Annotated in this window: 23 protein-coding genes; 3 read left to right on the top strand and 20 right to left on the bottom strand. The window is 29.9% G+C overall.

The features are described from left to right. The 16 genes from AC1XJX_RS05850 to AC1XJX_RS05775 form a co-directional block, all read right to left on the bottom strand. Positions 1 to 1,080 carry a glycosyltransferase family protein gene (locus AC1XJX_RS05850; RefSeq protein ID WP_482003034.1) on the bottom strand — a complete coding sequence of 360 codons (1,080 nt, stop codon included), beginning with the start codon at positions 1,078 to 1,080 and terminating at the stop codon, positions 1 to 3. Next, complete coding sequence (locus AC1XJX_RS05845) at positions 1,080 to 2,000, bottom strand: glycosyltransferase family 2 protein (RefSeq protein ID WP_482003033.1); 921 nt, start codon at positions 1,998 to 2,000, stop codon at positions 1,080 to 1,082. Before AC1XJX_RS05845 ends, AC1XJX_RS05850 begins: the two co-directional genes overlap by 1 nt. Beyond that, positions 1,993 to 3,219 carry an O-antigen polymerase gene (locus AC1XJX_RS05840; protein ID WP_482003032.1) on the bottom strand — a complete coding sequence of 409 codons (1,227 nt, stop codon included), beginning with the start codon at positions 3,217 to 3,219 and terminating at the stop codon, positions 1,993 to 1,995. Before AC1XJX_RS05840 ends, AC1XJX_RS05845 begins: the two co-directional genes overlap by 8 nt. After that, on the bottom strand, positions 3,216 to 4,460 hold the full coding sequence (locus AC1XJX_RS05835; protein WP_482003031.1) for a lipopolysaccharide biosynthesis protein: 1,245 nt from the start codon (positions 4,458 to 4,460) through the stop codon (positions 3,216 to 3,218). The genes AC1XJX_RS05840 and AC1XJX_RS05835 overlap by 4 nt, the downstream gene beginning before the upstream one ends. Next, on the bottom strand, positions 4,457 to 5,185 hold the full coding sequence (locus AC1XJX_RS05830) for an O-antigen ligase family protein (protein ID WP_482003030.1): 729 nt from the start codon (positions 5,183 to 5,185) through the stop codon (positions 4,457 to 4,459). Before AC1XJX_RS05830 ends, AC1XJX_RS05835 begins: the two co-directional genes overlap by 4 nt. Before the next feature lie 613 nt (positions 5,186 to 5,798). Then, positions 5,799 to 6,785, bottom strand: coding sequence for an SDR family oxidoreductase (locus AC1XJX_RS05825; protein ID WP_482003029.1), 987 nt, complete (start codon positions 6,783 to 6,785; stop codon positions 5,799 to 5,801). A gap of 7 nt (positions 6,786 to 6,792) precedes the next feature. Continuing rightward, a complete protein-coding gene (locus AC1XJX_RS05820; protein WP_482003028.1) occupies positions 6,793 to 7,374 on the bottom strand; it encodes a hypothetical protein in 582 nt (193 codons plus the stop codon). A gap of 16 nt (positions 7,375 to 7,390) precedes the next feature. After that, the gene (locus tag AC1XJX_RS05815) at positions 7,391 to 8,641 is read right to left on the bottom strand and encodes a nucleotide sugar dehydrogenase (protein ID WP_482003027.1); all 1,251 of its coding nucleotides are present in this window, start codon (positions 8,639 to 8,641) and stop codon (positions 7,391 to 7,393) included. 35 nt (positions 8,642 to 8,676) lie between these two features. Next, positions 8,677 to 9,543, bottom strand: a complete 867-nt coding sequence (rfbD, locus tag AC1XJX_RS05810; protein ID WP_482003026.1) for a dTDP-4-dehydrorhamnose reductase — start codon at positions 9,541 to 9,543, stop codon at positions 8,677 to 8,679. Further along, positions 9,540 to 10,085, bottom strand: a complete 546-nt coding sequence (rfbC, locus tag AC1XJX_RS05805) for a dTDP-4-dehydrorhamnose 3,5-epimerase (protein WP_482003025.1) — start codon at positions 10,083 to 10,085, stop codon at positions 9,540 to 9,542. Before rfbC ends, rfbD begins: the two co-directional genes overlap by 4 nt. Further along, the gene (gene rfbA / locus AC1XJX_RS05800; protein ID WP_482003024.1) at positions 10,085 to 10,951 is read right to left on the bottom strand and encodes a glucose-1-phosphate thymidylyltransferase RfbA; all 867 of its coding nucleotides are present in this window, start codon (positions 10,949 to 10,951) and stop codon (positions 10,085 to 10,087) included. The genes rfbC and rfbA overlap by 1 nt, the downstream gene beginning before the upstream one ends. Before the next feature lie 41 nt (positions 10,952 to 10,992). Further along, complete coding sequence (gene rfbB, locus AC1XJX_RS05795; protein WP_482003023.1) at positions 10,993 to 12,042, bottom strand: dTDP-glucose 4,6-dehydratase; 1,050 nt, start codon at positions 12,040 to 12,042, stop codon at positions 10,993 to 10,995. 1 nt (position 12,043) lies between these two features. Next, on the bottom strand, positions 12,044 to 13,117 hold the full coding sequence (locus tag AC1XJX_RS05790; RefSeq protein ID WP_482003022.1) for a hypothetical protein: 1,074 nt from the start codon (positions 13,115 to 13,117) through the stop codon (positions 12,044 to 12,046). Between the two features lie 4 nt (positions 13,118 to 13,121). Then, complete coding sequence (locus AC1XJX_RS05785; RefSeq protein WP_482003021.1) at positions 13,122 to 14,810, bottom strand: DUF6909 family protein; 1,689 nt, start codon at positions 14,808 to 14,810, stop codon at positions 13,122 to 13,124. Positions 14,811 to 14,854: 44 nt separating this feature from the next. Continuing rightward, positions 14,855 to 16,342, bottom strand: a complete 1,488-nt coding sequence (locus AC1XJX_RS05780) for a GH3 auxin-responsive promoter family protein (RefSeq protein WP_482003020.1) — start codon at positions 16,340 to 16,342, stop codon at positions 14,855 to 14,857. Further along, the gene (locus AC1XJX_RS05775) at positions 16,339 to 17,211 is read right to left on the bottom strand and encodes a M23 family metallopeptidase (protein WP_482003019.1); all 873 of its coding nucleotides are present in this window, start codon (positions 17,209 to 17,211) and stop codon (positions 16,339 to 16,341) included. Before AC1XJX_RS05775 ends, AC1XJX_RS05780 begins: the two co-directional genes overlap by 4 nt. Before the next feature lie 145 nt (positions 17,212 to 17,356). Here AC1XJX_RS05775 and tatA point away from each other — a divergent pair, with 145 nt between their 5' ends. Next, on the top strand, positions 17,357 to 17,533 hold the full coding sequence (gene tatA, locus AC1XJX_RS05770) for a twin-arginine translocase TatA/TatE family subunit (protein ID WP_482003018.1): 177 nt from the start codon (positions 17,357 to 17,359) through the stop codon (positions 17,531 to 17,533). 78 nt (positions 17,534 to 17,611) lie between these two features. Here the strand turns inward: tatA and AC1XJX_RS05765 are convergent, their stop codons facing one another. The 3 genes from AC1XJX_RS05765 to AC1XJX_RS05755 all read right to left on the bottom strand — a co-directional run bounded on the left by AC1XJX_RS05765 (position 17,612) and on the right by AC1XJX_RS05755 (position 21,438). Beyond that, positions 17,612 to 18,589 carry a DUF4837 family protein gene (locus tag AC1XJX_RS05765; protein WP_482003017.1) on the bottom strand — a complete coding sequence of 326 codons (978 nt, stop codon included), beginning with the start codon at positions 18,587 to 18,589 and terminating at the stop codon, positions 17,612 to 17,614. 27 nt (positions 18,590 to 18,616) lie between these two features. After that, positions 18,617 to 20,173, bottom strand: coding sequence for a LysM peptidoglycan-binding domain-containing protein (locus tag AC1XJX_RS05760; RefSeq protein WP_482003016.1), 1,557 nt, complete (start codon positions 20,171 to 20,173; stop codon positions 18,617 to 18,619). A 77-nt stretch (positions 20,174 to 20,250) separates the two neighbouring features. Continuing rightward, positions 20,251 to 21,438, bottom strand: coding sequence for a phosphoglycerate kinase (locus tag AC1XJX_RS05755; RefSeq protein WP_482003015.1), 1,188 nt, complete (start codon positions 21,436 to 21,438; stop codon positions 20,251 to 20,253). A 220-nt stretch (positions 21,439 to 21,658) separates the two neighbouring features. Here AC1XJX_RS05755 and AC1XJX_RS05750 point away from each other — a divergent pair, with 220 nt between their 5' ends. Next, a complete protein-coding gene (locus AC1XJX_RS05750) occupies positions 21,659 to 22,813 on the top strand; it encodes a DNA polymerase III subunit (protein WP_482003014.1) in 1,155 nt (384 codons plus the stop codon). Beyond that, positions 22,813 to 23,742, top strand: coding sequence for a diacylglycerol/lipid kinase family protein (locus AC1XJX_RS05745; protein ID WP_482003013.1), 930 nt, complete (start codon positions 22,813 to 22,815; stop codon positions 23,740 to 23,742). Before AC1XJX_RS05750 ends, AC1XJX_RS05745 begins: the two co-directional genes overlap by 1 nt. On the opposite strand, the gene AC1XJX_RS05740 is transcribed toward AC1XJX_RS05745, so the two are convergent. Further along, complete coding sequence (locus AC1XJX_RS05740; RefSeq protein WP_482003012.1) at positions 23,743 to 24,879, bottom strand: MFS transporter; 1,137 nt, start codon at positions 24,877 to 24,879, stop codon at positions 23,743 to 23,745. It abuts the gene before it with no gap. Positions 24,880 to 24,941: the final 62 nt, after the last annotated feature.

The following is a 24,941-nucleotide window of genomic DNA, read 5'->3' as shown; positions in this document are numbered from 1 at the left end:
TTACTTAAATCTTATTTTATTTGCAATAATACTGGAAAAAATTTCTAAATAGGTGTCTTTATTAGCCTGTATTGTATAATAATGCTCAACTATTACTTTATTTGCTTCTCCTGTTTTCTTTAAATCTATTGTGTTTTCAAATACTTTAATAAATGCATTTGTCCATTCCTCTTCTGTGTTTGCAAATAAGTTATTATTATCTCTATTAACCTTAATATTCGCCTCTAAAGGTGAAGAGATAGTTGGAATTCCACAAGCCATATATTGAATAAGTTTGAAGGCACATTTACCTTTATTGAATGGATTATTCTCTAGCGGCATTATACCAACGGTAAAATTTTTAATATCTTCCACTTCTGTCTCAGAGCTCCAATCTTGTACATGAAAGGGTAAATCATTAAAATGATGCTCTAAATCCCTATCAAAACCTATGCATCTTATTTCAAAATTACTATGCAGTTCCTTAAAAGCTTTGAAAGAAGGAATTAAACTAATTAAATTAACCGACGTGGTTTTTGATCCTATCCAACCAATTACAAAATTGTTATTTGTTTCTTTTTGGAACACTGATTGATAAGTTTGTAAATTAATAGCAGTAGGAATTTCAATTACATTTACATTATATTTTTTTGCATAGGATGTTAAATAAGGACTACCCGTAATTACAGTTTTAGAAAATTTTATAACTTTTGAAACTTTATCTTTTAATAGAAATCGAATAATCTTGTTTGGATGTAAATCATAATTATGAAAAATGGCATCATCATAATCAACAATATAATTTATCTTAACTAGTTTAAAAAAAAACGTGTTAAAAGGCAAATAAGGGATAAATTCTTTTTCAAGAAATACCAAATCGCTTCTTTTAATTCGAAGCATATTTAAACTTCTCCTGAAATAACAAAATACAACATAAAAAACACCTTTAATACTTTTGAACGACTGAGATGGTATATATCTGTCATCTAAAAAAGGATATACTTCAACCTTATAGTCTTTAAAATAATCAAGATATTGATAGACTCTATATCTACTGCTAGCGCCTTTTTCGTTATATTTTGGATAAAAAAGTATTCTCATTATTTAAAAGTATCCCTGTATAATAATTTAAAAGCTTTAAAGGTGTTTTTGTTCTCAGAAGGATTCTTAATTAAGTTATACAGACCCCTTGTTATTGGCTCTAGAGTTAATGTTAAAAATAATATTAAAGCACCACAGAACTTACCATAATGTTTATATGCAAACTGTATCCTGCTTCTTAAATTGTAAAATAAGGTGATATGGAAAATTTTTTTTGTTGTGCCTCTACCGCTATGCATAATTTCAATAGTTGAGTTATAGTAACTTAAAAAACCTATTTTTTTTGCCCGAAGGGCGAAGTCTGCATCTTCGTAATAAACAAAAAACCGGTTATCAAAACCATTTAATTTATCAAAAACATCTTTCTCCATTAACATATAAGCGCCCATTACCTGATCTACAAAACGAGATTCTTTATGATTAAAATTTATCATTAGTGTCGCTGGTCTAAAAACGTTTGGTAATACTTTTGATAAGCCTAATATGTCCCAAATCATAGGGATAGGTTTAGGCGTGTATGAACAACTAGTTTGTATTTCTCCTATTTCATTCTTGTGCATGGTTCCTAAAATAGAAACATCGCTACTACTCTTCAAGAAAGTAATGCTTTCTGTAAAAGTATTCAATCCAACTTGAGTATCAGGATTTAAAAATAAAAGATACTTCATGCTTTTTAACACTTCAACACCTTGGTTACAAGCGTAACCAAAACCTTTATTATCTGTGTTTTTTATAAGTATTAATTGTTGATTGTATGGCGTATCTAACTCAAAAGAACCATCATTAGAATTATTATCAACAATTACTACTTTTAATAATAAATTTTGGATATTACTGTTAAAAATAGCGCTTACACATTGTTCTAACAACTCTGCAGAGTTATAATTAACTATTACAATGCCTAGGGTCTCATTAATCATATTTATATTTCATAAAAAATTTCGTTGCATAAACAAATAGTATTACCTGTATCCAAGTAGATAATAGCGATGTATAATTTTCTTCAAAAAAAGTCATAGTTAAAGGAAACAACAACATAGAGAATCCTATGAGGCTTCCAAATGATTTTTTTGAATGAATAAAAAAATACGTGTGTAAATATCCAAAAAGAAACATCGCTGTTAAAGAATAAATAATACCAAAATCTTTAATTAACTTGTAATAGGCAGTGTAAACATTAACTAAATCTGGTACTTTCACATATTTTTCAACTAAATCCTTTGGAGGTGTATCTGTTAAACCTATTTTATAAAATACTGCCTTTGGAAACCTAAAAGCTATATCACCATAGGTAATTTTATAGGGCTCATTTAAAAACTTATCAAAAGCACTTAATGGTAAAGTTGCATAAGAATACAATAAATATTCTACCTTATCGAACACTGTATACTCAATTTTGCTAGTATGCTCATTAGGGATAGATTTTTTTAATAAGTTCCCCATTATTAAAAAAACTGCTAGTGTAATACCAACGGTTTTTAATACTAACTTGATATTAATTCTTCTGTAAACCGAGTAAACACCTAAGGTACTTATTAATAAAAACAGAAACGCTCCCTTTGATGCAGATAAAAAAGATATAGTGAAACTCAACAAAAAAATTAAAAACAATCTAAAACTGGTGAAATAGGTTTTTCGTTCTTTATTATAAAAATCGATTAGAACCAGTAACAAAGAAAAGATGGAAAATGTTAAACTATATTTAATGAAGCCAATATCGATCCCTTCCACGGAAGTGTAGTATCTAAATAAAAGAAGATTGAAATAATAGCCAGTCAATTCTTTAATTTTAATGAAGTAAAAAATCAAAGAGAAAATATTTACTATTAAAATAACATTTAAAAAAGTAGTAGAGAAAACTGTTTTAACGTCTGCTTTTAAATTGTTTTTATGAAGTCCTTTAGCTATTAAACCTCCTAAAGAAAATAGCAGTAGTGCTAAAAAAAAATAAGAAAGTACAATAAAGGATAATGGAAATGGCTTTCTATCAGAAAAAAGTAAATACAGTAAATGAATAGTAACAAACAAAACCCAGAGGAAGGACACGTAAGTTGCTGGATAAAAAAGCTTTTTTGAAACACTATTATTTATATATGCTATTACTGTTGTAAGGGCAATAAAAATAAAATATAAAATCATAATTTAAAATGTTTTTTTGTTCCATAAATTATCAATAATAGATAAACACAAGCTGCGAATACCGAAATATATGCAGACGCTATTAAACCGTACAAGGGAACAAAAATAATTCCCAATATAACTATAGCAATAACAACAACTATCATGTAAATAGTCATTTCAATGGTCTTATTCGAGACTTCTAAATTTTTCTGAATCAAAATGGCTATTTGCCAAATATAACTACTAAATGCGAATGGAATTATTAATTTTGAAAGCATTGCAGATTGCTCACAAAAACCTAGGTATTTACATATAATAAAATCTTGTAATAAAATGGCGCCCGAGATAAAAACCAGAAAGATTAACGTAAGGTACAGCAACGATTTATTTACTGTTTTTTTATATTCTGAATAATTTTTTTCGTTGTAATTTTGAATTAGCATGGGTTGAACAATATTGTTAAAGGGAATAGCGATACTAGAAAAAACTTTAAAAATAATATCAAATACCGCCGTATACTTTGCTAACATAATGGTGCCTAAACTGTATTCTATTACATATCTATCAACGCCATTGGTAGTTGGCGAAAAAACCATCCATAAACTTAAAGGCAATCCATATTTTAAAAAAATTTTACGCCATCTCGTTTTTCCTCTAAACCTTATAGTAGGAATAATAATTCTGAATTTAGATAGCCATAAACTGCCTAAAACGTAACTAAACAATACGCCTAAAAACAAGGTATGTATTGCGCTAATAGATGGGATAAAATATTTTAAGTTTAATGGAACTATTAAAAAAAACGAAACCCTAATAATATCTGTAATGATATAGTTTTTTGATTTTAACAGCGCCTGTTCGATTGTTATTTTACTTGTATAAAATAAACTAAAAAAAAGACTGCAAACTGCAATTATTAATAGCGTAATATCTGCATCATAATAGCTAAAAACCCCTATCAAGATAAGTGCAGAAATCACAAAAGAGTTTAAAACCATTTGGTTTATCTCACTTCTAATTTTTTCTTTATTTTTTTCTAAAGTGTAAAACCTGAGTATTCCTTGCACAATCCAACCCGAGGAACCAGCAAAAAGCATTAAAAAGGTAGTATAGTATAAAACAAAGTCTCCATATTCTTGAATCCCAAAGTATTTAATAAACAATGGTATAGAACCTATCATCACACCTGCACTAATGACCTTTCCTATTAAATAAATAATAAAATTGAATTCTAGCTTATATTTTGTTTTAAAACTCACTCGTAGTTTTTTGTATTTAACATTTTTGCTATAAAAAAGCCATTAAAAATAGCATAAAATAGATTGCCATGAATTCTAGATAAAATATTCTCCGAGGCTAGGTTAACCAAGATAATAATTAGAAAATATACATATATCCATTCTTTGGAATTTATTCCCTTAGAAAAAGAAAATATAACGTTTATTAAAAACAAAATAATTACAACTATACCTCCTGAAAGCATCAAAAAAGCATAATTATTATGGGTGTTTAATTCATTCTTATAAGCTATTGCATAGGCTTCTGAATTATTTTTATTAAGAAAATAATATTCGTTTAGTTTAGATTGAACATCTCCTATACCATATCCAAATAAAAATGCGTCTTCTATTAAACTTTTACTTGCAATATTAATTTCATAACGCTCATCAATACTACCATAGTTATTCCCAGTAAAAACTTTCTTAACCATATTAACGGCCGGAATTAAATATTTTGATGCAACATTATTTGATGTCTTGTTTAAATTAATTACTACAAAACAAACAACTACAAAGATAACTGACACAAATATTGATTTCTTGACTTTATTTATTGGTGTTTTTGTGATAATAAATGTTGGGATTAGTACAAGCGCTAAAACTACATTTACAACAGAAAATTGGTAGAATATTAAATACCCAAAAACGATAAAACTTATTATTGATAAAAGATAAAAACCTATATTTTTTTTAAACTTATTCATAAAAATAAGCTCAATCAATAAAAGTATTGAAAACAAAAAATTCATTGAATTATAAACTCTATGAATAAAAAAAGAATGCTTCGATTCGTTTTCAAAACAAGAGAAAATAATATGATTTGGTTTTTTTAAAATAAAATTTAGTTTACTAAAAAAATTGTCATAATAAATTTCTGGAAAACAGGTTGTTTCTATGACGATAATAGCTTTATAGTAAATTATAAAAACGAATAGTAAATTGGATATAATAAAAGACAAATAAAAAATATGAGCCTTTTTAATGAAATTTTTAGGTACAAAAAAAATCAAAACTAAAGGTATCGCTATTATATTTATGTAACGCTGCGCTGTGGCTATACCATAAATGGTGTCCTTAGAGTAAAAAATTGTTAGACACAAAAAAAACGCCCATGATGTTATTAGGGTATAAAAAACAACTTGTTTTCTATCTAGATTAAATTTTTTATTTTTTAAAAAACTTGTAACGGATAAACATATAAGCGCTATAATAGATATAGATTGAATGGCATTGGGAAGTATAGGAAACGCAAAAACTAAAGCTATTAAAATTAAGAAGAATTTAGTTTTTAATTTATCCAAAAAAGACTTACCTGCTTCATCCCTCATTATTTAAAAAATAATTTAAAGTTAATTCAATACCTTCTTTAAACTTAACGGTTGGTTTATATCCTAGTAGGGTCAATGCTTTATCAATTGAAGCTAAAGAGTGTTTTACATCTCCAGCACGCTCAGGCCCATAGTTTACTTCTATATCCGTGTTATATTCAAATTTATTTAACCCTGATTTAATGGCTAGTATTAATTGATTCAAGGTTGTATTATCTCCACAGGCCACATTAAAAACACTATTAATTGCTTTATCGTTGTTTGTGAGGGCTGCCAATTGATTTATTTGAACCACATTATCAATAAAAGTAAAATCTCTAGAATGAGAACCATCACCATTTATAGTTGGCGATTCGCCTTTTAAAAATAAATTTATAAACTTAGGTATCACGGCAGCATAGGCGCCATTAGGATCTTGTTTTGGCCCAAATACATTAAAATATCTTAAGCCTATGGTTTCAACACCATAAGTGGTTGCAAAAACCTGAGCATATAACTCATTTACATATTTAGTTACAGCATAAGGTGAGAGGGGATTACCAATGGATTCTTCTTTTTTTGGTAAACCAGGATGATCACCGTAAGTTGAAGAACTTGCAGCGTAAACAAACCTCTTTACTTTATTTTCTTTAACGGCCCAAAGCATATTTAAAAATCCAGAAATATTAACATCGTTGGTGAGCATTGGGTTGTTAATAGATCTTGGTACGGATCCTAAAGCAGCTTGATGGAGCACTATATCTGCACCACTACAAGCTTTTAAACAGGTTTCCATGTCTCTAATATCGCCTTCAATAAATTTGAAGTTAGGATGGCTTAAATGACGCTGTATGTTTTTGAGATGTCCAGTAGCCAAATTATCTAGACAAACGACGTTATTATTCTGTTTTATTAATACGTCTATTAGATTAGAACCTATAAAGCCAGCACCTCCAGTAACTAAAACCTTTTTATTTTCAATAATTCTTGAGTTCATAATTTTATTATTTTATTGCTAGTAATAATCTAACCAATTCAGGTGAACATGTAAAGGCTGGATCGTATATGGTTTTATCCTCCACATTTAAGGTTAATAGATTATAAGTGTCCTCACCTAAACGATAATTAACAAACTCATTTGGAACCAATAATTTTGATATGAGTTCTGAAGGAATAAAAACCTCTTTATCGTTATATCGAAATAGTAACGATTTTATTTTAATTACTTTTTGGTTTCTGTTACTACCCACATCTATTCTAAGTCTATCTGGTAATACATTGCTTGGTAATGTAAAAACTATATTTTGATAGTCATTAGCGCCTGAAATCAGTTTTATAATTGATTGATCTTCATTAAATGACAACATATAATCTTCGGTATAAAACAATTGAAAGTTGTCGTTTTTATTGGCCAAAACATTAAGAATTACTAAAAAAGTGTTTTTTAAATCTTTATTATCAACACCCTTTCTAACCAGTGATTGCAACAATTTATCTTCAACCTGTTTTTCTTCAGATTTGTTTTTACTATTACATGATATCAAAAAACCTAAAATAAAAATAACTAAGCGTTTTTTTATCTTCATTCTCTTTGCTTTAAATTTACAAGCTATCTGTTGCTAAGCCTTTTTCTAATATGTTTTTTACATCAAAAACTATTTTTCCCTTCACAATAGACTTCCAATCATAATTTAAAAACTCTTCGTGCCCTACGGCTATTATTATACCATTATAATTGTTAATGTCTTCAGCCTTTACTTTTATGCGATACTCTTCTTCTATTTCATTAACATCGGCAATTGGGTCATAAATATCGGCCTCTATACCGTAGTCCTTTAATTCATTATAAATATCAATAACTCTCGTGTTTCTTATATCTGGGCAGTTCTCTTTAAATGTAAACCCTAGTATCAAGGTTTTAAAGTTATTACCCGCTTTTTTTAAAGAAAGTAATCTTTTTATATACTTTTTAACCACCTGGCTTCCCATACTATCATTAATACGTCTACCTGCTAAAATAACTTCTGGGTTATATCCTAAACTTTGTGCTTTATAGGTTAAGTAATAAGGATCTACCCCTATACAGTGGCCTCCTACAAGCCCTGGTCTAAATGGTAAAAAGTTCCATTTTGTTCCTGCGGCTTCTAAAACCTCCAAGGTATTAATTTCCATTTTATCAAAAATTAATGAGAGTTCGTTAACAAAAGCGATGTTTAAATCGCGTTGAGTATTTTCTATAACCTTAGCGGCTTCTGCAACTTTTATAGAGGATGCTTTGTGTGTGCCGGCAACAACTATAGATTTATATAAATTATCTACTTTTTCTGCAATTTCTGGTGTGCTTCCTGAGGTTACTTTCACAATATTATGCACTCTACGTTCTTTATCTCCAGGATTTATACGTTCTGGTGAGTAACCACAGTAAAAATCTTTATTAAATTTTAAACCACTTATTGATTCTAGTAAGGGAACACAGACATCTTCTGTACATCCGGGAAAAACAGTTGATTCATATATAATAAGGTCTCCTTTTTTGATATATTTTGAAATTAATTTACTTGCAGAGATAATGGGACTTAAATCTGGTTGCATATATTTATCAATTGGGGTAGGTACCGTAACAATATAAATATTTGCATGCTCTAAAACATCTGGGTTTGAAGAAAACTGAACTTTATCTATATTTTGAAGTTCTTTCTCAGAAACTTCTAATGTGTGATCTTGTCCTTTATTTAACTCTTTAATTCGTTTTTCGTTAATATCAAAACCTATAACATTAAAATTGTTTTTACCAAACTCTACTGCTAAAGGCAAACCCACATATCCTAACCCAATAATTGCAATTTTATCCATTTAAATTTTAATTATATTTATTAAATAATCTGTAACTAACTGTTTAATTCTTCTAGGTTTGAAAGAGCATTTTTTAAACTTTCTCTCCAATAAGGAATTTCAAGTTCTAGAGTATTTTTAATTTTTGATTTATCTAAAACACTATACTTTGGCCTTTCTGCATCTGTTTTATACGCTTCTGTTTTAATAGGATTTATTTTTACTTTTAATCCAGATATATCAAAAATAGCCTTAGAGAAATCATACCATCCGGCAACGCCTTCATTACTGTAATGGTAAGTCCCAAAGGATGCATTATTAGTCGTAATTAATATAAAAATAACTTTTGCTAAATCTCCTGCATAAGTAGGTGTGCCTACTTGATCAAAAATAATGTTAAGTTCATCTCTTTCTTTGGCTAATCTCAGCATCGTCTTTAAAAAATTATTGCCATGCTCTGAGTATAACCAAGAAGTTCTTAATACAAAATACGTTTGTAAGGTTGAGGTAACTGCATGTTCTCCATGTAATTTTGTTAAACCATATACACTTATAGGATTGGTTTTATCTGATTCTAAATAAGGAGATGACTTTGTACCATCAAAAACAAAGTCTGTAGATATTTGAATTAGAATAGCGTTACTCTTTTTACAAGCTTCGGCTAAATTTTTTGCGCCAATTTCATTAACTGACTTCGCTAACGTTTGATCATATTCTGCTTTATCAACAGCCGTATAAGCAGCACAGTTCACACAGTAATCAATTTTTGTTTTATTAAAAAAATTTATTACTTCTAACTCATTAGTAATATCTAGCTCATCGTAATCAACATAAATAAAATTGAAGCCAACCAAGTTTTTTGCAACATCTTTTATGCAAGAAGCTAGTTGCCCTTTTCCACCAGTAATTAAAATTGTTCTCATCCTCTGATGTCTTTAAATTTTGGTAATATGGTATCTTTTGGTGATATTAAAAATTGATTTGGAGATAATTTCCAATCGATGTTTAAATCCAAATCATTATAAATAATACCGCCTTCTGCTTCCTTGTTATAAAAATTATCACATTTATAAGAAAAAATAGCAGTTTCACTCAAAACAATAAATCCATGACCAAACCCTCGTGGAACAAAAAGTTGCCTTTTATTGTCTTCATTCAATTCAATTGAAAGATACTCGCCATATGTTTTGGAATCTTTTCTTAAATCTACTGCAACATCTAAAACGCTGCCTTTAATAACTCTAACTAATTTTGCTTGCGCATAGTCTCCTGTTTGAAAATGTATGCCTCTTAATACACCTCTTGTCGAGAAAGACTCATTATCTTGAATAAAGTTTATTTTACTGCCTATTAATTCGTTAAAAGTTTTTTGATTAAAACTTTCAAAAAAATAGCCTCTTTCGTCATTAAAAACTTTTGGTTCGATTACAAAACAATCTTTTAATTTTGTCTCTATTGCTTTCATTAATTTTTATTCAAAAGACCTAACAAATTTTTTCCATATCCACTTTTAAGCAAGGGTTCTGCCAAGGCTTTAAATTGTTCTTTATTAATAAATCCCATTTCAAAAGCAGCTCCCTCTATAGCGCCTATTTTTAAACCTTGTCGTTCTTCTATAACCTCAACAAATTGTGAAGCTTGCATTAAAGATTGAAATGTGCCAGTATCTAACCAAGCTGTGCCTCTATCAAGAATACTTACATGTAGTTTTTCTTTTTCTAAATACACTCTATTAACATCTGTAATTTCCAATTCTCCTCTATGACTTGGTTGGATATTTTTAGCGATTTGCACAACAGAATTATCGTAAAAATAAATGCCTGGCACAGCATAATTTGATTTTGGATTCTCAGGTTTCTCTTCTATTGAAATTGCCTTTCCTTCACCGTTAAACTCAACAACACCATAACGCTCTGGATCATGCACTCTGTAAGCGTAAATAATACCGCCTTCTGGATTATTATTAGCTTGCAAAAGTGCTGCTAAACCCGTGCCATAAAAAATATTATCACCTAATATTAATGCAACTTTATCATCGCCAATAAAATTTTCTCCAATTAGGAATGCCTCGGCTAATCCGTTTGGATGTTCTTGTACTGCATATTCAAATTTACAACCATATTTCTTGCCATCTCCTAATAGATCTTTAAATAAAGGCAAATCTTTAGGTGTTGAGATAATTAAAATTTCACTTATACCAGCATACATTAAAGTTGATAAAGGATAATAAATCATAGGTTTATCATAAATAGGCATTAATTGCTTACTTACTGATAAGGTTAAAGGGTGTAACCGGGTTCCAGAACCTCCTGCTAGTATAATTCCTTTCATATGTATTTTATTGGATTAAATATTGAAAATGAATATTATAATTAGTGTTGTTTGTACTGTTTTTCATAATAATTTTGATATTCTCCTGAGGTTACATTTTTTAACCACTCTTTATTGCTTAAATACCAATCTATAGTTATAGACAGCCCTTCCTCAAAGGTTACTGAAGGCTTCCAACCTAGCTCTCTATTTATTTTAGAGGCATCAATGGCATATCGTAAATCGTGCCCTGGCCTATCTTTTACATAAGTTATTAATTTTTCTGAGTCTCCTTCTTTTCTTCCTAATTTAAGGTCCATTTGTTTACATAAAACCTTTACTAAATCAATATTTTTCCACTCATTAAAACCTCCAATATTGTAGGTTTCCCCTTTTTTTCCTTTGGAAAACAACAACTCAATAGCAATGGCATGATCTACTACATACAACCAATCTCTTGTGTAATTACCATCCCCATAAACTGGAAGTGGCTTCATATTAATTATATTATTAATAAATAAGGGTATTAATTTTTCTGGAAATTGGTTTTGCCCATAGTTATTTGAGCAGTTTGAAATTATAAAAGGAAGGCCGTAAGTCTCTCCATACGCTCTAACAAAATGATCAGAACTTGCCTTGGATGCTGAATAAGGAGAATTTGGACTGTATGGTGTTGTTTCTGTAAATAACCCTGTATCTCCTAAAGTCCCATATACTTCATCCGTACTTATGTGATAGAACAGTTTGTTTTCAAAATTGTTGTCCCATATTTTTTTTGATGCATTAAGCAGGTTTACAGTTCCAAAAACATTTGTTTTAACAAAAGCCATTGGATCTTTAATGGATCTATCAACATGAGATTCTGCAGCAAGGTGAATCACGGTATCAAATTTGTAGGCTTCAAAGAGCGTATCTATAAATTCGCTATCATTAATGTCTCCTTTGATAAACGTGTAATTTGGAGTATTCTGAATATCTTTTAAATTCTCTAAATTACCTGCATAAGTAAGCAAATCTAAATTATAGATTTTATAATTAGGATATTTTTTTACAAATAATCTTACTACGTGAGAACCTATAAATCCTGCGCCACCGGTTATTAAAATTGTCATGTTATATTTTTTCTTTGTAAGTTTCTAAAAACTTAATAAAATTAATTACAAGCAATACCATGAGCGTTGCCATTATTAATATAAAAGCATAATAAATTTTAACGTCTAGAGCTATATTGAAAAGGCTTTTAGAGTTATCAATAGTTCCTTGGTTTTCTTGAGTAGATACTATTTCTATAATAAACTGCTTTTCTTCTTTTTGCCTCTGAATACTAACTAATTCTCTACGAAGATTAATATCATTTGTGTATAATTCAAACTCCTTTGTCTTACTTTTATCTTCAGTATTGTCAATACTAATACTTGTTTGAGATCCCGTTTTATTATCAATTGGAGCTTCTAAAACTCTCTTATAAACATCCTGTAAATCTTTTGAAGCCGATAATGATTCTTTTAAAGAATTTTCTAGATTTGTCAACTCATCCAAATCCTTTTGTTGTTCTGTGACAAAATATTCCGTATCCTCAATTTTACTAACTATGGTTGAAACAACTTCTTCAAATACATTTTTTTCTGTTGCTTTTATTATAATACGTTGATTGGCATGTTGAAAATCTTTAACATTTTCTTGATACTTCTCAAAAGTAATAGTAGAAGCTATAGTTGAATCTAGCGTTTTAATATAGTTGTCAAAACTTTTAAGCTTTTCATTTTCTGTAACAACAGGCTCTACCTCAAACTCTTTAATAGCGGTAACTTTTGTAGGATCTATATCTAAAACTTTAGCTAAAGTAGATAGATCTTTTTCTGCAATTAACTCATTATAATAACTTATTGCTCTATAGAGATTTTCTCCTGTATTATAATTTTGTTTTACAACTGATGTAGATTTAAAAATAGGCTCTCCTTTTATTTGTTTAAAAAAGCCATATCCTAAACCTAAAACTCCGGCAATTGCCAATTTTATGATGTGCTTTTTTACAAAAAAAACAAACCATACAAAAGCCAAAAACAGCTTGTTAAAAATACCTCCTATAAATTTAAAAAAACGATCGAAAGCGTTTCCTATTATCTTAAACAACTGCCCTAAATCTACTTCTTCAGATTGTTGTGGTTGTGGTAAATCTTTACTCATAATTTTAATTTAATATTTGTTCTAATATGGTTCTTGTTATTAAATAAGTTGGTTTTACTCCAGAAGTTCCTAACCCTCCTGAAGCTAATGTTGCTCCTGTTTCTAAAGGATTATCGCTGGCGTAATATGCATATCTAACTTTTACTTTAGAGCTGATGCTACCTCTTACCTTTGATGCTGCCTGAATAGCTTTTTGATAATGTGCACCTTCCATCTCTAAACCAATTACTTGCCAGGTAGAGTTATAAAAAAACTTTAAGATATCTTTGTTTTGTAATGAAGTGCCTAAAACAGTAATCATAGAACCCTCATAAACTGCTACTCCTTGACCTTCTAAATGTTGTTTTTTAAGCTCGTTTTTAAATGGATAATTATCAGCTGTTCCCTCAAAAATATGGGCTGATGGTATCATGATATCGCCTTTACCTCCTTCTAAAATGCCTGCTTTACCCATTATAGATACCGATTGTACATTTAAATGAGTTTTACTCCCTTTTGTTTTATATGGTTTTAATAACTCATCAATAGTTTCATAGGCTTGCTCTCCAAAAGCATAATCCATAACTATTATTACCGGCTTTTTTTCTTTTAAAACCTCATCAGATATTTTGATATCAATTTTAGAAACATCTAGCTTAGTCGTGTCAAAAATTTGAACATCAATATTTACACCCGAAGCATCTTTTATATAAATCATCCCTTTTTGCAACGCTTCATTAGTAACTATATTGCGGAGATCTTGATTTTCTTTTTTACTTAAAGATTCATACACCTCAAAACTATCTTTTTTGGCAGTATTTGTTTTTAAGGCACTTGAAGAAAATAAGGTGTTCATAACGCTATGCATATTAGCACTAATAATATGCAACGGTCTATCTAGAAAATCATTTTTAAAAAGTACTTCTTTTATTGTATCTGCCCATATCTCACCATGGATATGATGTCCTATTCGTTCTCTTAAAACAGGACTAAACGTAACTGTTCTCTTATTATTATTAATTTGTTCTTCTATGGCTAGTTTCCCTAACCAATAAACAATATGTAGTAATCTTTCTGGTTGGGTATTTGTTGCAAACTCATTATAAACGCTGCTCAACTCATTAAAAGTTCTACCCAAAATATTAGCCGTATGAGTTATAGCTACTTCGCGTTCTTCTTGTGTGAGTTTCTTTTTTAATAAAACTGCTTTTTCAAGTTTTATCCAATCTCGGGTTGTTTGCCCTTCTTCATTTATAATAACACGATTACTTATTTTATGAGATTCAATAAAAAGAAAGGTAAGATGTGTTAAAATATCATAGATTTCAGAGCGTCCTCTGGTAATCTCTATATTCATTTGTTCAGCATCAATTCTGTAACAATTACGTCTTCTTTTTTCCGGAATTATGGGTTTAAAATGCGAGTTAGAGTAGCCTTCATCACTTGTTAAATTAATAAAAGTGCATTCTTCAATACCAACAGGGAGTCTATCAATTACATAAAGCAACCCTTCAAGTTCTGCTTTTTCTTCACCAATAGAACCATAAATCTCCGGTCTTAAAAGTAGTAAAGCTTGCCTAAGTGTTTCACCAGAAATACCCATCGGTTTGTAAAACCCTCTATTAAATAGATGACGCATAGTAATATACATGCGCTCAATGGCATTCGAGCTTTCTTGAGCTCTTGTTCTTGCATGTTGCTTTTTGTTACTCATTGTTTAATTTGGACGATACAAATATAGTACTATTAAACGTAATTTTACTTTGGAAAACCCTCTACAATTTTTCTATCGTTCGATAATCTAGGAAGTTTGTTTTGACCTCCAAGTTTACCAATAGATTTCATGTAATCTTGAAACCCGCCTTTTTTTACTTGCGTTATTTTAAGAGGTTGTAACACCTTGCCTTTTATCAAATCAAAATAATAACTATTCTGTTTTTGAAGTGATTCATCAATTTTTTTCGCTAAAGCGAACATATCTTCTGGCTCATTTTCAAACTCTATAAACCATTCATGATAAGGTAACCCTTCTTTTGGGTTTATTTGAGGTGCCACCGTAAACTCTGAAACACGAACGTCTGAATCTATAATAGCCTCTTGCATGGCTTGTTCAACTTCTTTTCCTATAACATGTTCTCCAAAAGCTGAAATAAAATGCTTAATCCTTCCAGAAACTATAAGTTTATAAGGTTTTGTTGAAGTAAACTCAACAGTATCTCCAATATTGTAAGCCCATAAACCTGCATTAGTTGAAATAATCATTACATAATTTACGCCAACCTCAACATCTTTAATAGTTATTCGTTTTGGGTTTTCAGTAAAAAAATCATCTGCTTTAATAAACTCATAAAATATCCCAGAGTTTAACTGAAGTAACATACCCTTATCATTTTGTTTGTCTTGAAAAGCAAAAAACCCTTCGCTTGCAGGATATAATTCTATACTATCAACTTTTCTTCCTATTAAACTTTCGAATTTAGCTCGGTAAGGCTCGTAGTTAACACCTCCAAAAATAAAAAGGTTGAAATTTTTAAAAATATCGCCTACCTTTTTTTCTGTTTTTAGTTGTATTTTTTCAAAATACATTTGTACCCAAGAAGGTATCCCAGAAATAATCGTCATATTTTCTGGAAGTGTTTCTTCAACTATCGCATCAACTTTAGTTTCCCAATCTTCAATACAATTGGTTTCCCATGAAGGTAATCTGTTTTTTTGTAAGTAGTTTGGAACATAATGAGCCACAATTCCCGATAAACGACCTAATTGAATTCCATTTTGTTCTTTAAGAATTGGGCTTCCTTGTAAAAAAATCATTTTACCATCAACAAACTTACTTTTACCAGTTTCGTTGATGTACAATAAAATAGCATTTCTTGCGGCTTCAACATGATTTGGCATACTTTCTTTTGTGATTGGAATATATTTTGATCCGGAGGTAGTTCCTGATGTTTTTGCAAAATAAATAGGTTTACCTTTCCAAAGTATATCCATTTCTCCTGCAACTACCTTATCAACATAAGTTTTTAAAGCTTCATAATCTTTTACAGGAACCCGTTTTATAAAATCTTGATGATTGTTTATACTAACAAAGTCGTGATCTTTGCCAAACTCCGTAGATGTTGCTTTTGATATTAAATCTTGAAAAACTTTTTCTTGAGTTTCAACAGGGTTGTTTGCCCACTTTTGAATTTTTTTATAAATATATTTTGCAAAAGGTTTTGCTAAAGCAGATTTAAGGGATATCATTTATTAAAATCTATAAAATTATTAGGATTAATTGGATAGCCATCGTTCCAAAGTTCAAAATGCAAATGGGGTCCAGTTGATAATTCGCCAGTATTGCCAGCTGTTGCAATAACTTCTCCTGCTTTAACTAAATCGCCTTGTGTTTTTGTTAAAGATGCATTGTGCTTGTAAATTGAAATTAGCCCATAACCATGTTCTATAATAATTACATAACCTGTATTTGCAGTCCATTCAGAAAAAATTACAACACCATCTGCTGTTGATTTTACTGGTGTATCTTTTGCCACTACAATATCTACGGCATAGTGCCTTTCTTTCGCATTATAATCTTCACTAATTGTGCCATTTACAGGAGGAAATAAAACAAAGTTTGTTGCAGATGTAGCTGACTCAAACAAATTATATTTATCTTCTTTGTCAACCTTATCTCTTAATAATGAATCTTCAGCACTTGGATTCAAATCTACTTCGTTGGCTTCTAACTTAACGGCTTCTATAATAGAATCTTTATTAAAATCAGCAGCACTTACATCGCCTTTTAATACTTTTCTTATAGACGCATAATAAAGCTCATTCATCGAAATAACTTTTTGTAACGAATCTGTTTTATAATTTAACTCTATTGCCTGCTTTTTTAGAGCTGTTGAAGAATATCCTGGAATATACTCTCTAAGAGGTGTAAACGCTATGAGTAAATAAGTTAATGAAATTAAAAAAATAGCTAATAAAGAGCCTAATACAAAAACATTTAAACGAGTAAGCTTAAATGACAGGCGTTCTTCAAAAGTATGTTCATTAAGTATTAATAAACGGTACTTATCAAGTAATTTCTTTTTTATTTTTTTGGGTTTATTCTTCTTATCTTTCATTTAAAACAAAAATAAATAGAATTTATTAAACATATTGCTGCACTTATTATATATAATTCGCTAGTTAAACTCATTTTGCTAAAGTTATGCATAAAACGATTTTATTTAACTTTAATTATTAACTTTGTTTTTTAAAACTAATATTATGAGTTTATATATATTACCGTTGGCAATTGGACCTTGGCAAATAGCATTAATTGTAGTGGTTGTGTTATTATTATTTGGAGGTAAAAAAATACCAGAATTAATGCGTGGCCTTGGGAGTGGTATCAAAGAATTTAAAGATGCCAGTAAAGAAGAAGATAAAAAAGAAGATAAATAAGAGTATTCTTTTAGCTTCATTACAAATAAAAAAAGACCAACAATAACGTTGGTCTTTTTTTATTTGTAATGCTATGTTTTAATCAATTTTAACAGACTTAATAATAGCTTCAAGCTCTAACATGTAGTTTCTTTTTTCAACAGAAGGAGCAAATGCAAATCCTTCAATAACAACCCATCTATTGTTTATTTTGTCTTCAATAGCATAATTTATAAATGGCCCGCCCATAAAACCATTTTTTAGATCCCAAATACCTTTTGTTTCTAGAGCAGATTTATTATCTAAAATCTTTTCTCCATGAAAAGGTGTATAAGCGTTTTCAGTTACCATATATGAACCCTCTACAGCTCCTTCAACATATTGTTTGCCTATAGAGTCTCTTATTTTTATTATTTGATTTATTACGCTATCATTTCTTATTATCGCATTTCCCTGTAATACATAAATCAATAAATTATTTGTTCCTGTAGTTATATCTTTTCTTACCCAGAAAAAATTATCATCTTCTTTAGCGATTCTGTAAATGGATGAAAATTGAATGGTTAATCCCAGTTTTTCTTTTATTGAAGTAAACTGGTGAGGCGATTTAGACATTTGTCGTAACCTTTCTTCCAATTCTTGATTTCTAAATGTTTCAATTATTTTTGATTCATTTTCAACTAAAATACCTATAATTTCATTTTTAGTTTTACCTGAAATTACAATCACTTTTTGAGGTTTTGCGTAAACATTTTCAGAAATTTCAATACCCGGTTCTTTATTTGGTTCTATTTTTAAAACCGTTCTGTTTTTAGTTACAAAACCAGAGAAAACAGATGGTGGAATTTGACTAATCGTAAATGTAGGTTCATCTTGAGGCAAACCGTAAATTGGTTTAGCTAAAATGTTTCTTATAGCCTCTCCAATACTACCGTCCCATAACTCATTATCAACTACTACAGATACATTATTTATGGCTCCTGAAGCATCAGCTAAGTATCGCTCGTTAGATTTTTTCTTGTCTGCGCAAGCCGTTAAAAGTGTTAATGATAAAAATGAAAGAATAAAATATTTCATACGTTTATTTTTATTGTTTTATGGAATTTAACCTTTTGATATTTTAAGTTTCATTCCTGGTTTCAAATTACTACCACTAATACCGTTCCAATCTTTAATATTTTGAACAGAAACTCCGGGAAATTTTTGAGATATGCTCCAAAGAGAGTCTCCGCTTTTAACAATATAGGTTTCTATGTTTCCTGATATTGGCTTAGTTTGTGTTTGAACGATAGAAACTTGTGATACATTTGCTGCTTTCGGGTTTTTAGGATAAATTGTTAAACGTTGTCCTATTTTTAACTCGTTACTGCGTAAACCATTCCATCTTTTAATATCGCTTACCCTTACCGCATAAAATCTGGAAATTCTACCTAAATAATCTCCAGATTTTACTCTATAAGTTATTTTATCATTAGCATTGAAAAATTGTGGTAGCGGTTTTTCTCGTTTATCAAATTCTTCTTTAGCAAAAGCATAAATTTTATCTTCATTATTTACAAAATTACCAATAGCGCTTTTAGGAAGTCTTAACGCATAATTCTCCCCTTGGATAAAAGGAATAATATCTAATTTATAAGAAGGATTTAAAAACTGAAGTTCTTCAATTGAAGTCCCTGTTACCTCGGAAACTTGATCAAGAGTTATCATTTGCTTAACGCGTATCGTATCTGTTTCAAAAAGTGCAAATTCTGGTTTTATTTTTTTAAAACCATGTTCTTCAGCATACTCAAAAATATACATAGTAGCTAAAAATGCTGGCAAATAACCCGCAGTCTCTCTAGGTAAATTATGTCTAATATTCCAATAATTTTGGTAACCTCCAGAACGTCGAATGGCTTTTGTAACGTTGCCAGGGCCAGAGTTGTAGGCAGCTAAAGCTAAATCCCAATCGCCAAAAATTTCATAAAGTTTTGCCAGATATTTTGATGCAGCAACCGTAGATTTTATAGGATCGCTACGTTCATCAACATAGCTGCTTACATCTAATCCGTACATTTTACCAGTACTAAACATAAATTGCCACAAACCTGTTGCGCCTACTCTAGATTTAGCTCTAGGTTTTAAAGCTGACTCTACAATAGCTAAATATTTTATTTCTAAAGGTATGTCTTGATTATCTAATTCTCTCTCAAACATTGGGAAATAAAACCCACTTAAACTCATTAAATTTTGAAGGGTATTTCTACGATTTTTTAAATAGGATTTAATAACGTTTTCAAGAGAAGGATTATAAGCTACATTAAATGGTGTTTTTGCATCTAATCTTTTTAATCTTTCCTTCAGGGTGTCTGTTGATAACTCAGGATAATCAACCTCATCAAAGTTTAACTCGGTTACACTTTTATGAATAGTATCAAATAGGGTGCTATTATAAAGCTCTTCAAGCCATTTCTCGTCTAATTTAGAAGCTAATTCGTGGTCTTCTAAATTTTTTATTGAAGTGCTATCTAGTTGAGCTTCAATAATTTTAATACTTTGGAGTTTTCCATCAATCAAAGTGTCTTTATTATAGAGTCTTTGAGATGTTAAAGAATCTTTGTTTTGAGAAAAAGAAATTCCAAAACTTAAAAATAATACTAACACAAAAAATCGAAAAGCCATAAAATCCATTCATTTAGTATTGAACGATGTTATGGCTAAATTCGTATTTTTTAATTTAATTTAAAAACTTTTTATAACTAATCTAAAATAGCAGCAATTCCAGGTAGTATTTTGCCTTCTAAGCTTTCTAACATAGCGCCACCACCGGTACTTACATAACTCACTTTATCTTCAAAACCAAACTGTTTCACAGCAGCAACAGAATCGCCTCCTCCAACTAAAGAAAATGCTCCATTTTTTGTAGCTTCAGCAATAGAGTTTCCTAATTCTATGGTTCCTCCAGCAAACTTCTCCATTTCAAAAACACCGAGTGGCCCATTCCAAAGTATGGTTTTGCATTGCATCACTACATCGTGAAATTGAGCTCTAGATTTTGGCCCTGCATCTACACCTTCCCATCCATCTGGAATTGCATCAATATCAACTATTTGTGTATTTGCATCATTACTAAAAGCATCGGCAGCAATGGTATCAACAGGAATATGAACTTGAACACCTTTTTCTTTAGCTTGTTTTAAAATATCCAAGGCTAACGGCATTTTATCATCCTCACAAATAGAATTTCCTATTTTTCCTCCATGCGCTTTTACAAATGTAAATGCCATACCACCACCTATAATTAAATGATCTACGGCATCTAAAATATTTTCGATGATGGTGATTTTTGAAGACACTTTAGCGCCTCCAAGAATCGCTAAAACTGGTTTTTCTCCAGTTTTCATAACTTTATCTATACTCTGTATTTCTTGCTCTAATAAATATCCAAAACATTTTTTACCCTCAAAAAATTGAGCAACAATAGTTGTTGAGGCATGTGCTCTATGAGCTGTTCCAAAAGCATCATTTACATAAATATCTCCTAGGTTTGAAAGTTGTTTAGAAAAAGCCTCATCACCAGCTTCTTCTTCTTTATGAAAACGTAAATTTTCTAACAATAAAATTTGCCCTGGTTGTAAATTTGCAGCTGCAGCTTCTGCTTTTTCTCCAACACATGCTTCTACAAATTTAACTTCAACGCCTAAAACATCTTCAACTTTTTTAACAATATGTTTTAACGAAAACTCATCTTGAACACCTTTTGGCCGTCCTAAATGCGACATTAAAATACAACTACCACCATCTTCTAAAATTTTTATGATAGTTGGTTTAGCTGATACTATTCTTGTTGCATCAGTTACTTCAAAAGCGTCGTTTAAAGGCACGTTAAAATCTACTCGAATAATCGCTTTTTTATTTTCAAAATTAAAATCATTTAAAGTCTTCATTGTAATAATTTTACTATTAGTTACACAAATGTAACTAATTAAAAAGCTATTTAAAACGTGTTTTTAAACGAAAACGATATAGCTTATAAAGAATTATAAAAAAACTATAATTATTTATATATTTTAGTTTTAAAGAACACTCTTGACGCAACTTAATAATTTTTATTGAAGTTAAATCTTCCTTTTTAGCAAAACCAAAAAATTTATGTAGGTTTGTCATATGCTTTTTGAAAATATTTTAGGTCAAAATCATATAAAAAATCATTTAACACAAAGTGTTGATAATGGTAGGATTCCGCATGCTCAATTATTTGTAGGTCCTGAAGGTAGTGGCACTTTGCCAATGGCTATTGCGTATGCACAATATATTTTATGTAGTAACTCTAATGGTGAAAATATTAACGGTAATGAAGCTTGTAACCTAAAGTTTAAGAGCTTTTCGCACCCTGATTTACATTTTGCTTTTCCTGTAACAACAAGTGATAAAGCTAAAAGTCATCCTGTTTCAAGTCATTATTTAGAAGAATGGCGCCAACTTATAAAAGATCAGCCCTATGGAAATTTATTTGATTGGTACAAAATACTTGATGTTGATAATAAACAGGGGCAAATTGGTGTAGATGAAGCTCAAGATATTGTAAAATCACTCTCTTTAAAAGCTTATGAAGGTGGTTTTAAAGTGATGCTTATTTGGATGGCTGAAAAGATGAATACTGCTGCTGCAAATAAACTTCTTAAACTTATTGAAGAACCACCTAATAAAACTGTTTTTATATTAATAGCTGAAGATGAAGAACAGATTATAAATACAATTCGTTCTCGATGCCAAGTTTTACATTTTCCTCCTTTAGCAGAACAAGTTATAATAGCGTCTTTAATTAATGAGTATAATTTAGAAGCCGCTGTTGCTAAAAAAATTGCTCATCAATCAAATGGTAATTATAATAAAGCCTGCGATCTAGTTTATCAGGATTCTGAAGACATACAGTTTGAAACGTGGTTTATTTTTTGGATACGAAGCGCTTTCAAAGCAAAAGGAAACAAAGCTGCTATTCATGATTTAATTTCATGGAGTGATGATATTTCTAAAACGGGAAGAGAGACACAAAAACAATTTTTAAATTTTTGTTTAGATTTTTTCCGTCAGGCTTTACTGTTAAATTATAACACTAAAGATTTGGTGTTTTTTGAGCCTAAAACAGAAAAGTTTAAACTAGAAAATTTTGCTCCTTATGTGCACGGAAACAACATCATGGAAATAAGCAATGATATTCAAGACGCTATATACCATATTGAGCGTAACGGTAATGCTAAAATAATTTTGACTGATTTATCAATAAAATTAACAAGACTTCTTCATAAAAAGCCTGATTAGTGGAAAACGCTATACAAAATTGGTATGTAATTATTAATCCAACTTCTGGAAATGGTTCTGCTAAAAAAAAATGGCCTAAAATAAAAACCTTATTAACTCAATATAATTTTGAGTTTGAGTTTGCTTACACTGAGTTCGACAAACATAGTAAAGAACTTGCTCAAAAGGCGATAAAAAATGGGTTTAAAAATATTATTTGTATTGGCGGAGATGGAACTTTGCACAATATTGTTAATGGAATTTTTAATCAAAGTTTTTCAAATCCTTCTGATATAACGATTGGCATAATTCCAATAGGTACCGGAAATGATTGGATTAAAACGCACAACATTCCAAAACACATAGAATCTTCAATAAAAATTATTAAAAAGGGTTTTATAGCAAATCAGGATTTGGGTAAAATTGAATTTCAAAACTATAATGGTTCTCCTGTTTTTTTCAACAATTCTGCGGGTGTTGGTTTTGATGGCTATGTTGTTAGCTACGTTAATAAATATAAATATTTAGGAGCTTTATCCTATTTGATAGGAGCCATTGCTTGTATGTTTTCTTTTAAAAACTTTAATGCAACTATTAATACAAATGAGTTTTCGGTAAAAACTTTAATGATTACTATTGGTTTATGCAAATATTCCGGTGGAGGCATGCAACTTACAAACAACCCGAGTCCCTTTGATGGTTTATTTGATATAAGTATGGGTAATAATTTTCATTCAATTGATATTATAAAAAACATAATATCACTTTTTAATGGTAAAATTGACAGAATTGAAAAAGTTAAATGTTTTAAAACTAGGGGTATAAAAATAGAGTTTGATATTGATAATTTACCATTAATACAGGCTGATGGTGAACTCGTTGGTTCAGGTGATTTTAAGATAACTTTGCTGCCAAAAGCCTTGGCTTTTTACACATCAAAATCGTTATAATCACTTATTTAATCTTCTAAAAAATAACTTAGAAATAGGTATAAACATAATACCACAAAACATTATTATAAAAAATGCTTTTTGCAAACCAAAGGTATATGATAAATAACCAATTAACGGTGGACCAATAAACATTCCCACAATAGCATACGTTCCAATTATTGAAATTGCCATTCCTGGAGAGTATTTTTCTGATTTTCCTGCCAACATATAGGTAATTGGAAAAATAGGAGATACACCAATACCTATTAAACAAAAACCTATTAAAGCTGTCCAAAATTCTGGTAATAAAACTGCTAATAATAAACCTATAGAAATTAATATCCCACTCACAATATACATAATTGGCATTCCTATTCTGTCAATTAATTTATCTATAAAAAATCTAGAAATAGCCATACAAACCATAAACAACAAATACCCATATGTAAACACATCTTCTTTAACGACTTCTTTAAAATAAATACCACTCCAATCAAACATACCTCCTTCACAAATTGCAGCAAAAAATATGAGAAGTCCTAAATATAAAATAAAGGTGTCTGGTTTTCCTAAAATCAATTTATTTCCTGTTGGAGACTTATCGTTTGTTAATGAATATTTATAAGCTAAGATTGAACCTAAAATAGTTAAAACAGATATAATAAATAGGTGCGTTTTCATGGTCATGTCTGCTTTTACCATAATAGTAGAAAACAACACTCCAACAACGCCTCCCATACTCCAAATACCATGAAAGGATCCTATAATATTGTTTTTAAATCCCTTTTGAAGCGTTATAGATTGTGCGTTCATCGCAATATTAAGAACACGCATGCTTATAGAAAAAATAGCTAATAAAATCAACAATAAAAATGTGGTGTCAACAAATGAAATACCAAGTAATGATAATCCAAAAAATATAAATGAAATTACTAAAGGATCTCTGTTATCAAACTTTGAAACCAGCCACCCTGAAGCAACTGTTCCGAATAAAGCACTAAGTGGCATAATGAGCAAAATAGAACCTAATTGGGCATCATTTAAGGTAAATAAATCTTTTATAGTTGGTATTCTTGATGCCCATGAAGCAAAGCACAATCCAGACAAAAAAAAGTAAGTGCTTAAAGCTATTCGTTGTAAAGTTTTTGTTTCCATAAAATAATCTACCTACCAAAAATAATGTTTATTTAACTTTAAATCGAATAAAAAAAGCTGGC

Source organism: Flaviramulus sp., assembly GCF_982512915.1.
The sequence above is the reverse complement of the archived record's forward strand: the minus strand, read 5'-3'. Positions and strand labels throughout refer to the sequence as shown.

Coding starts and splice junctions, on each gene's coding strand:
- AC1XJX_RS05850 (WP_482003034.1), bottom strand. CDS start 1,080: ATGAGAATACTTTTTTATCCAAAATATAACGAAAAAGGCGCTAGCAGT.
- AC1XJX_RS05845 (WP_482003033.1), bottom strand. CDS start 2,000: ATGATTAATGAGACCCTAGGCATTGTAATAGTTAATTATAACTCTGCA.
- AC1XJX_RS05840 (WP_482003032.1), bottom strand. CDS start 3,219: ATGATTTTATATTTTATTTTTATTGCCCTTACAACAGTAATAGCATAT.
- AC1XJX_RS05830 (WP_482003030.1), bottom strand. CDS start 5,185: ATGAATAAGTTTAAAAAAAATATAGGTTTTTATCTTTTATCAATAATA.
- AC1XJX_RS05825 (WP_482003029.1), bottom strand. CDS start 6,785: ATGAACTCAAGAATTATTGAAAATAAAAAGGTTTTAGTTACTGGAGGT.
- AC1XJX_RS05820 (WP_482003028.1), bottom strand. CDS start 7,374: ATGAAGATAAAAAAACGCTTAGTTATTTTTATTTTAGGTTTTTTGATA.
- AC1XJX_RS05815 (WP_482003027.1), bottom strand. CDS start 8,641: ATGGATAAAATTGCAATTATTGGGTTAGGATATGTGGGTTTGCCTTTA.
- rfbD (WP_482003026.1), bottom strand. CDS start 9,543: ATGAGAACAATTTTAATTACTGGTGGAAAAGGGCAACTAGCTTCTTGC.
- rfbC (WP_482003025.1), bottom strand. CDS start 10,085: ATGAAAGCAATAGAGACAAAATTAAAAGATTGTTTTGTAATCGAACCA.
- rfbA (WP_482003024.1), bottom strand. CDS start 10,951: ATGAAAGGAATTATACTAGCAGGAGGTTCTGGAACCCGGTTACACCCT.
- rfbB (WP_482003023.1), bottom strand. CDS start 12,042: ATGACAATTTTAATAACCGGTGGCGCAGGATTTATAGGTTCTCACGTA.
- AC1XJX_RS05790 (WP_482003022.1), bottom strand. CDS start 13,117: ATGAGTAAAGATTTACCACAACCACAACAATCTGAAGAAGTAGATTTA.
- AC1XJX_RS05785 (WP_482003021.1), bottom strand. CDS start 14,810: ATGAGTAACAAAAAGCAACATGCAAGAACAAGAGCTCAAGAAAGCTCG.
- AC1XJX_RS05780 (WP_482003020.1), bottom strand. CDS start 16,342: ATGATATCCCTTAAATCTGCTTTAGCAAAACCTTTTGCAAAATATATT.
- AC1XJX_RS05775 (WP_482003019.1), bottom strand. CDS start 17,211: ATGAAAGATAAGAAGAATAAACCCAAAAAAATAAAAAAGAAATTACTT.
- tatA (WP_482003018.1), top strand. CDS start 17,357: ATGAGTTTATATATATTACCGTTGGCAATTGGACCTTGGCAAATAGCA.
- AC1XJX_RS05765 (WP_482003017.1), bottom strand. CDS start 18,589: ATGAAATATTTTATTCTTTCATTTTTATCATTAACACTTTTAACGGCT.
- AC1XJX_RS05760 (WP_482003016.1), bottom strand. CDS start 20,173: ATGGCTTTTCGATTTTTTGTGTTAGTATTATTTTTAAGTTTTGGAATT.
- AC1XJX_RS05755 (WP_482003015.1), bottom strand. CDS start 21,438: ATGAAGACTTTAAATGATTTTAATTTTGAAAATAAAAAAGCGATTATT.
- AC1XJX_RS05750 (WP_482003014.1), top strand. CDS start 21,659: ATGCTTTTTGAAAATATTTTAGGTCAAAATCATATAAAAAATCATTTA.
- AC1XJX_RS05740 (WP_482003012.1), bottom strand. CDS start 24,879: ATGGAAACAAAAACTTTACAACGAATAGCTTTAAGCACTTACTTTTTT.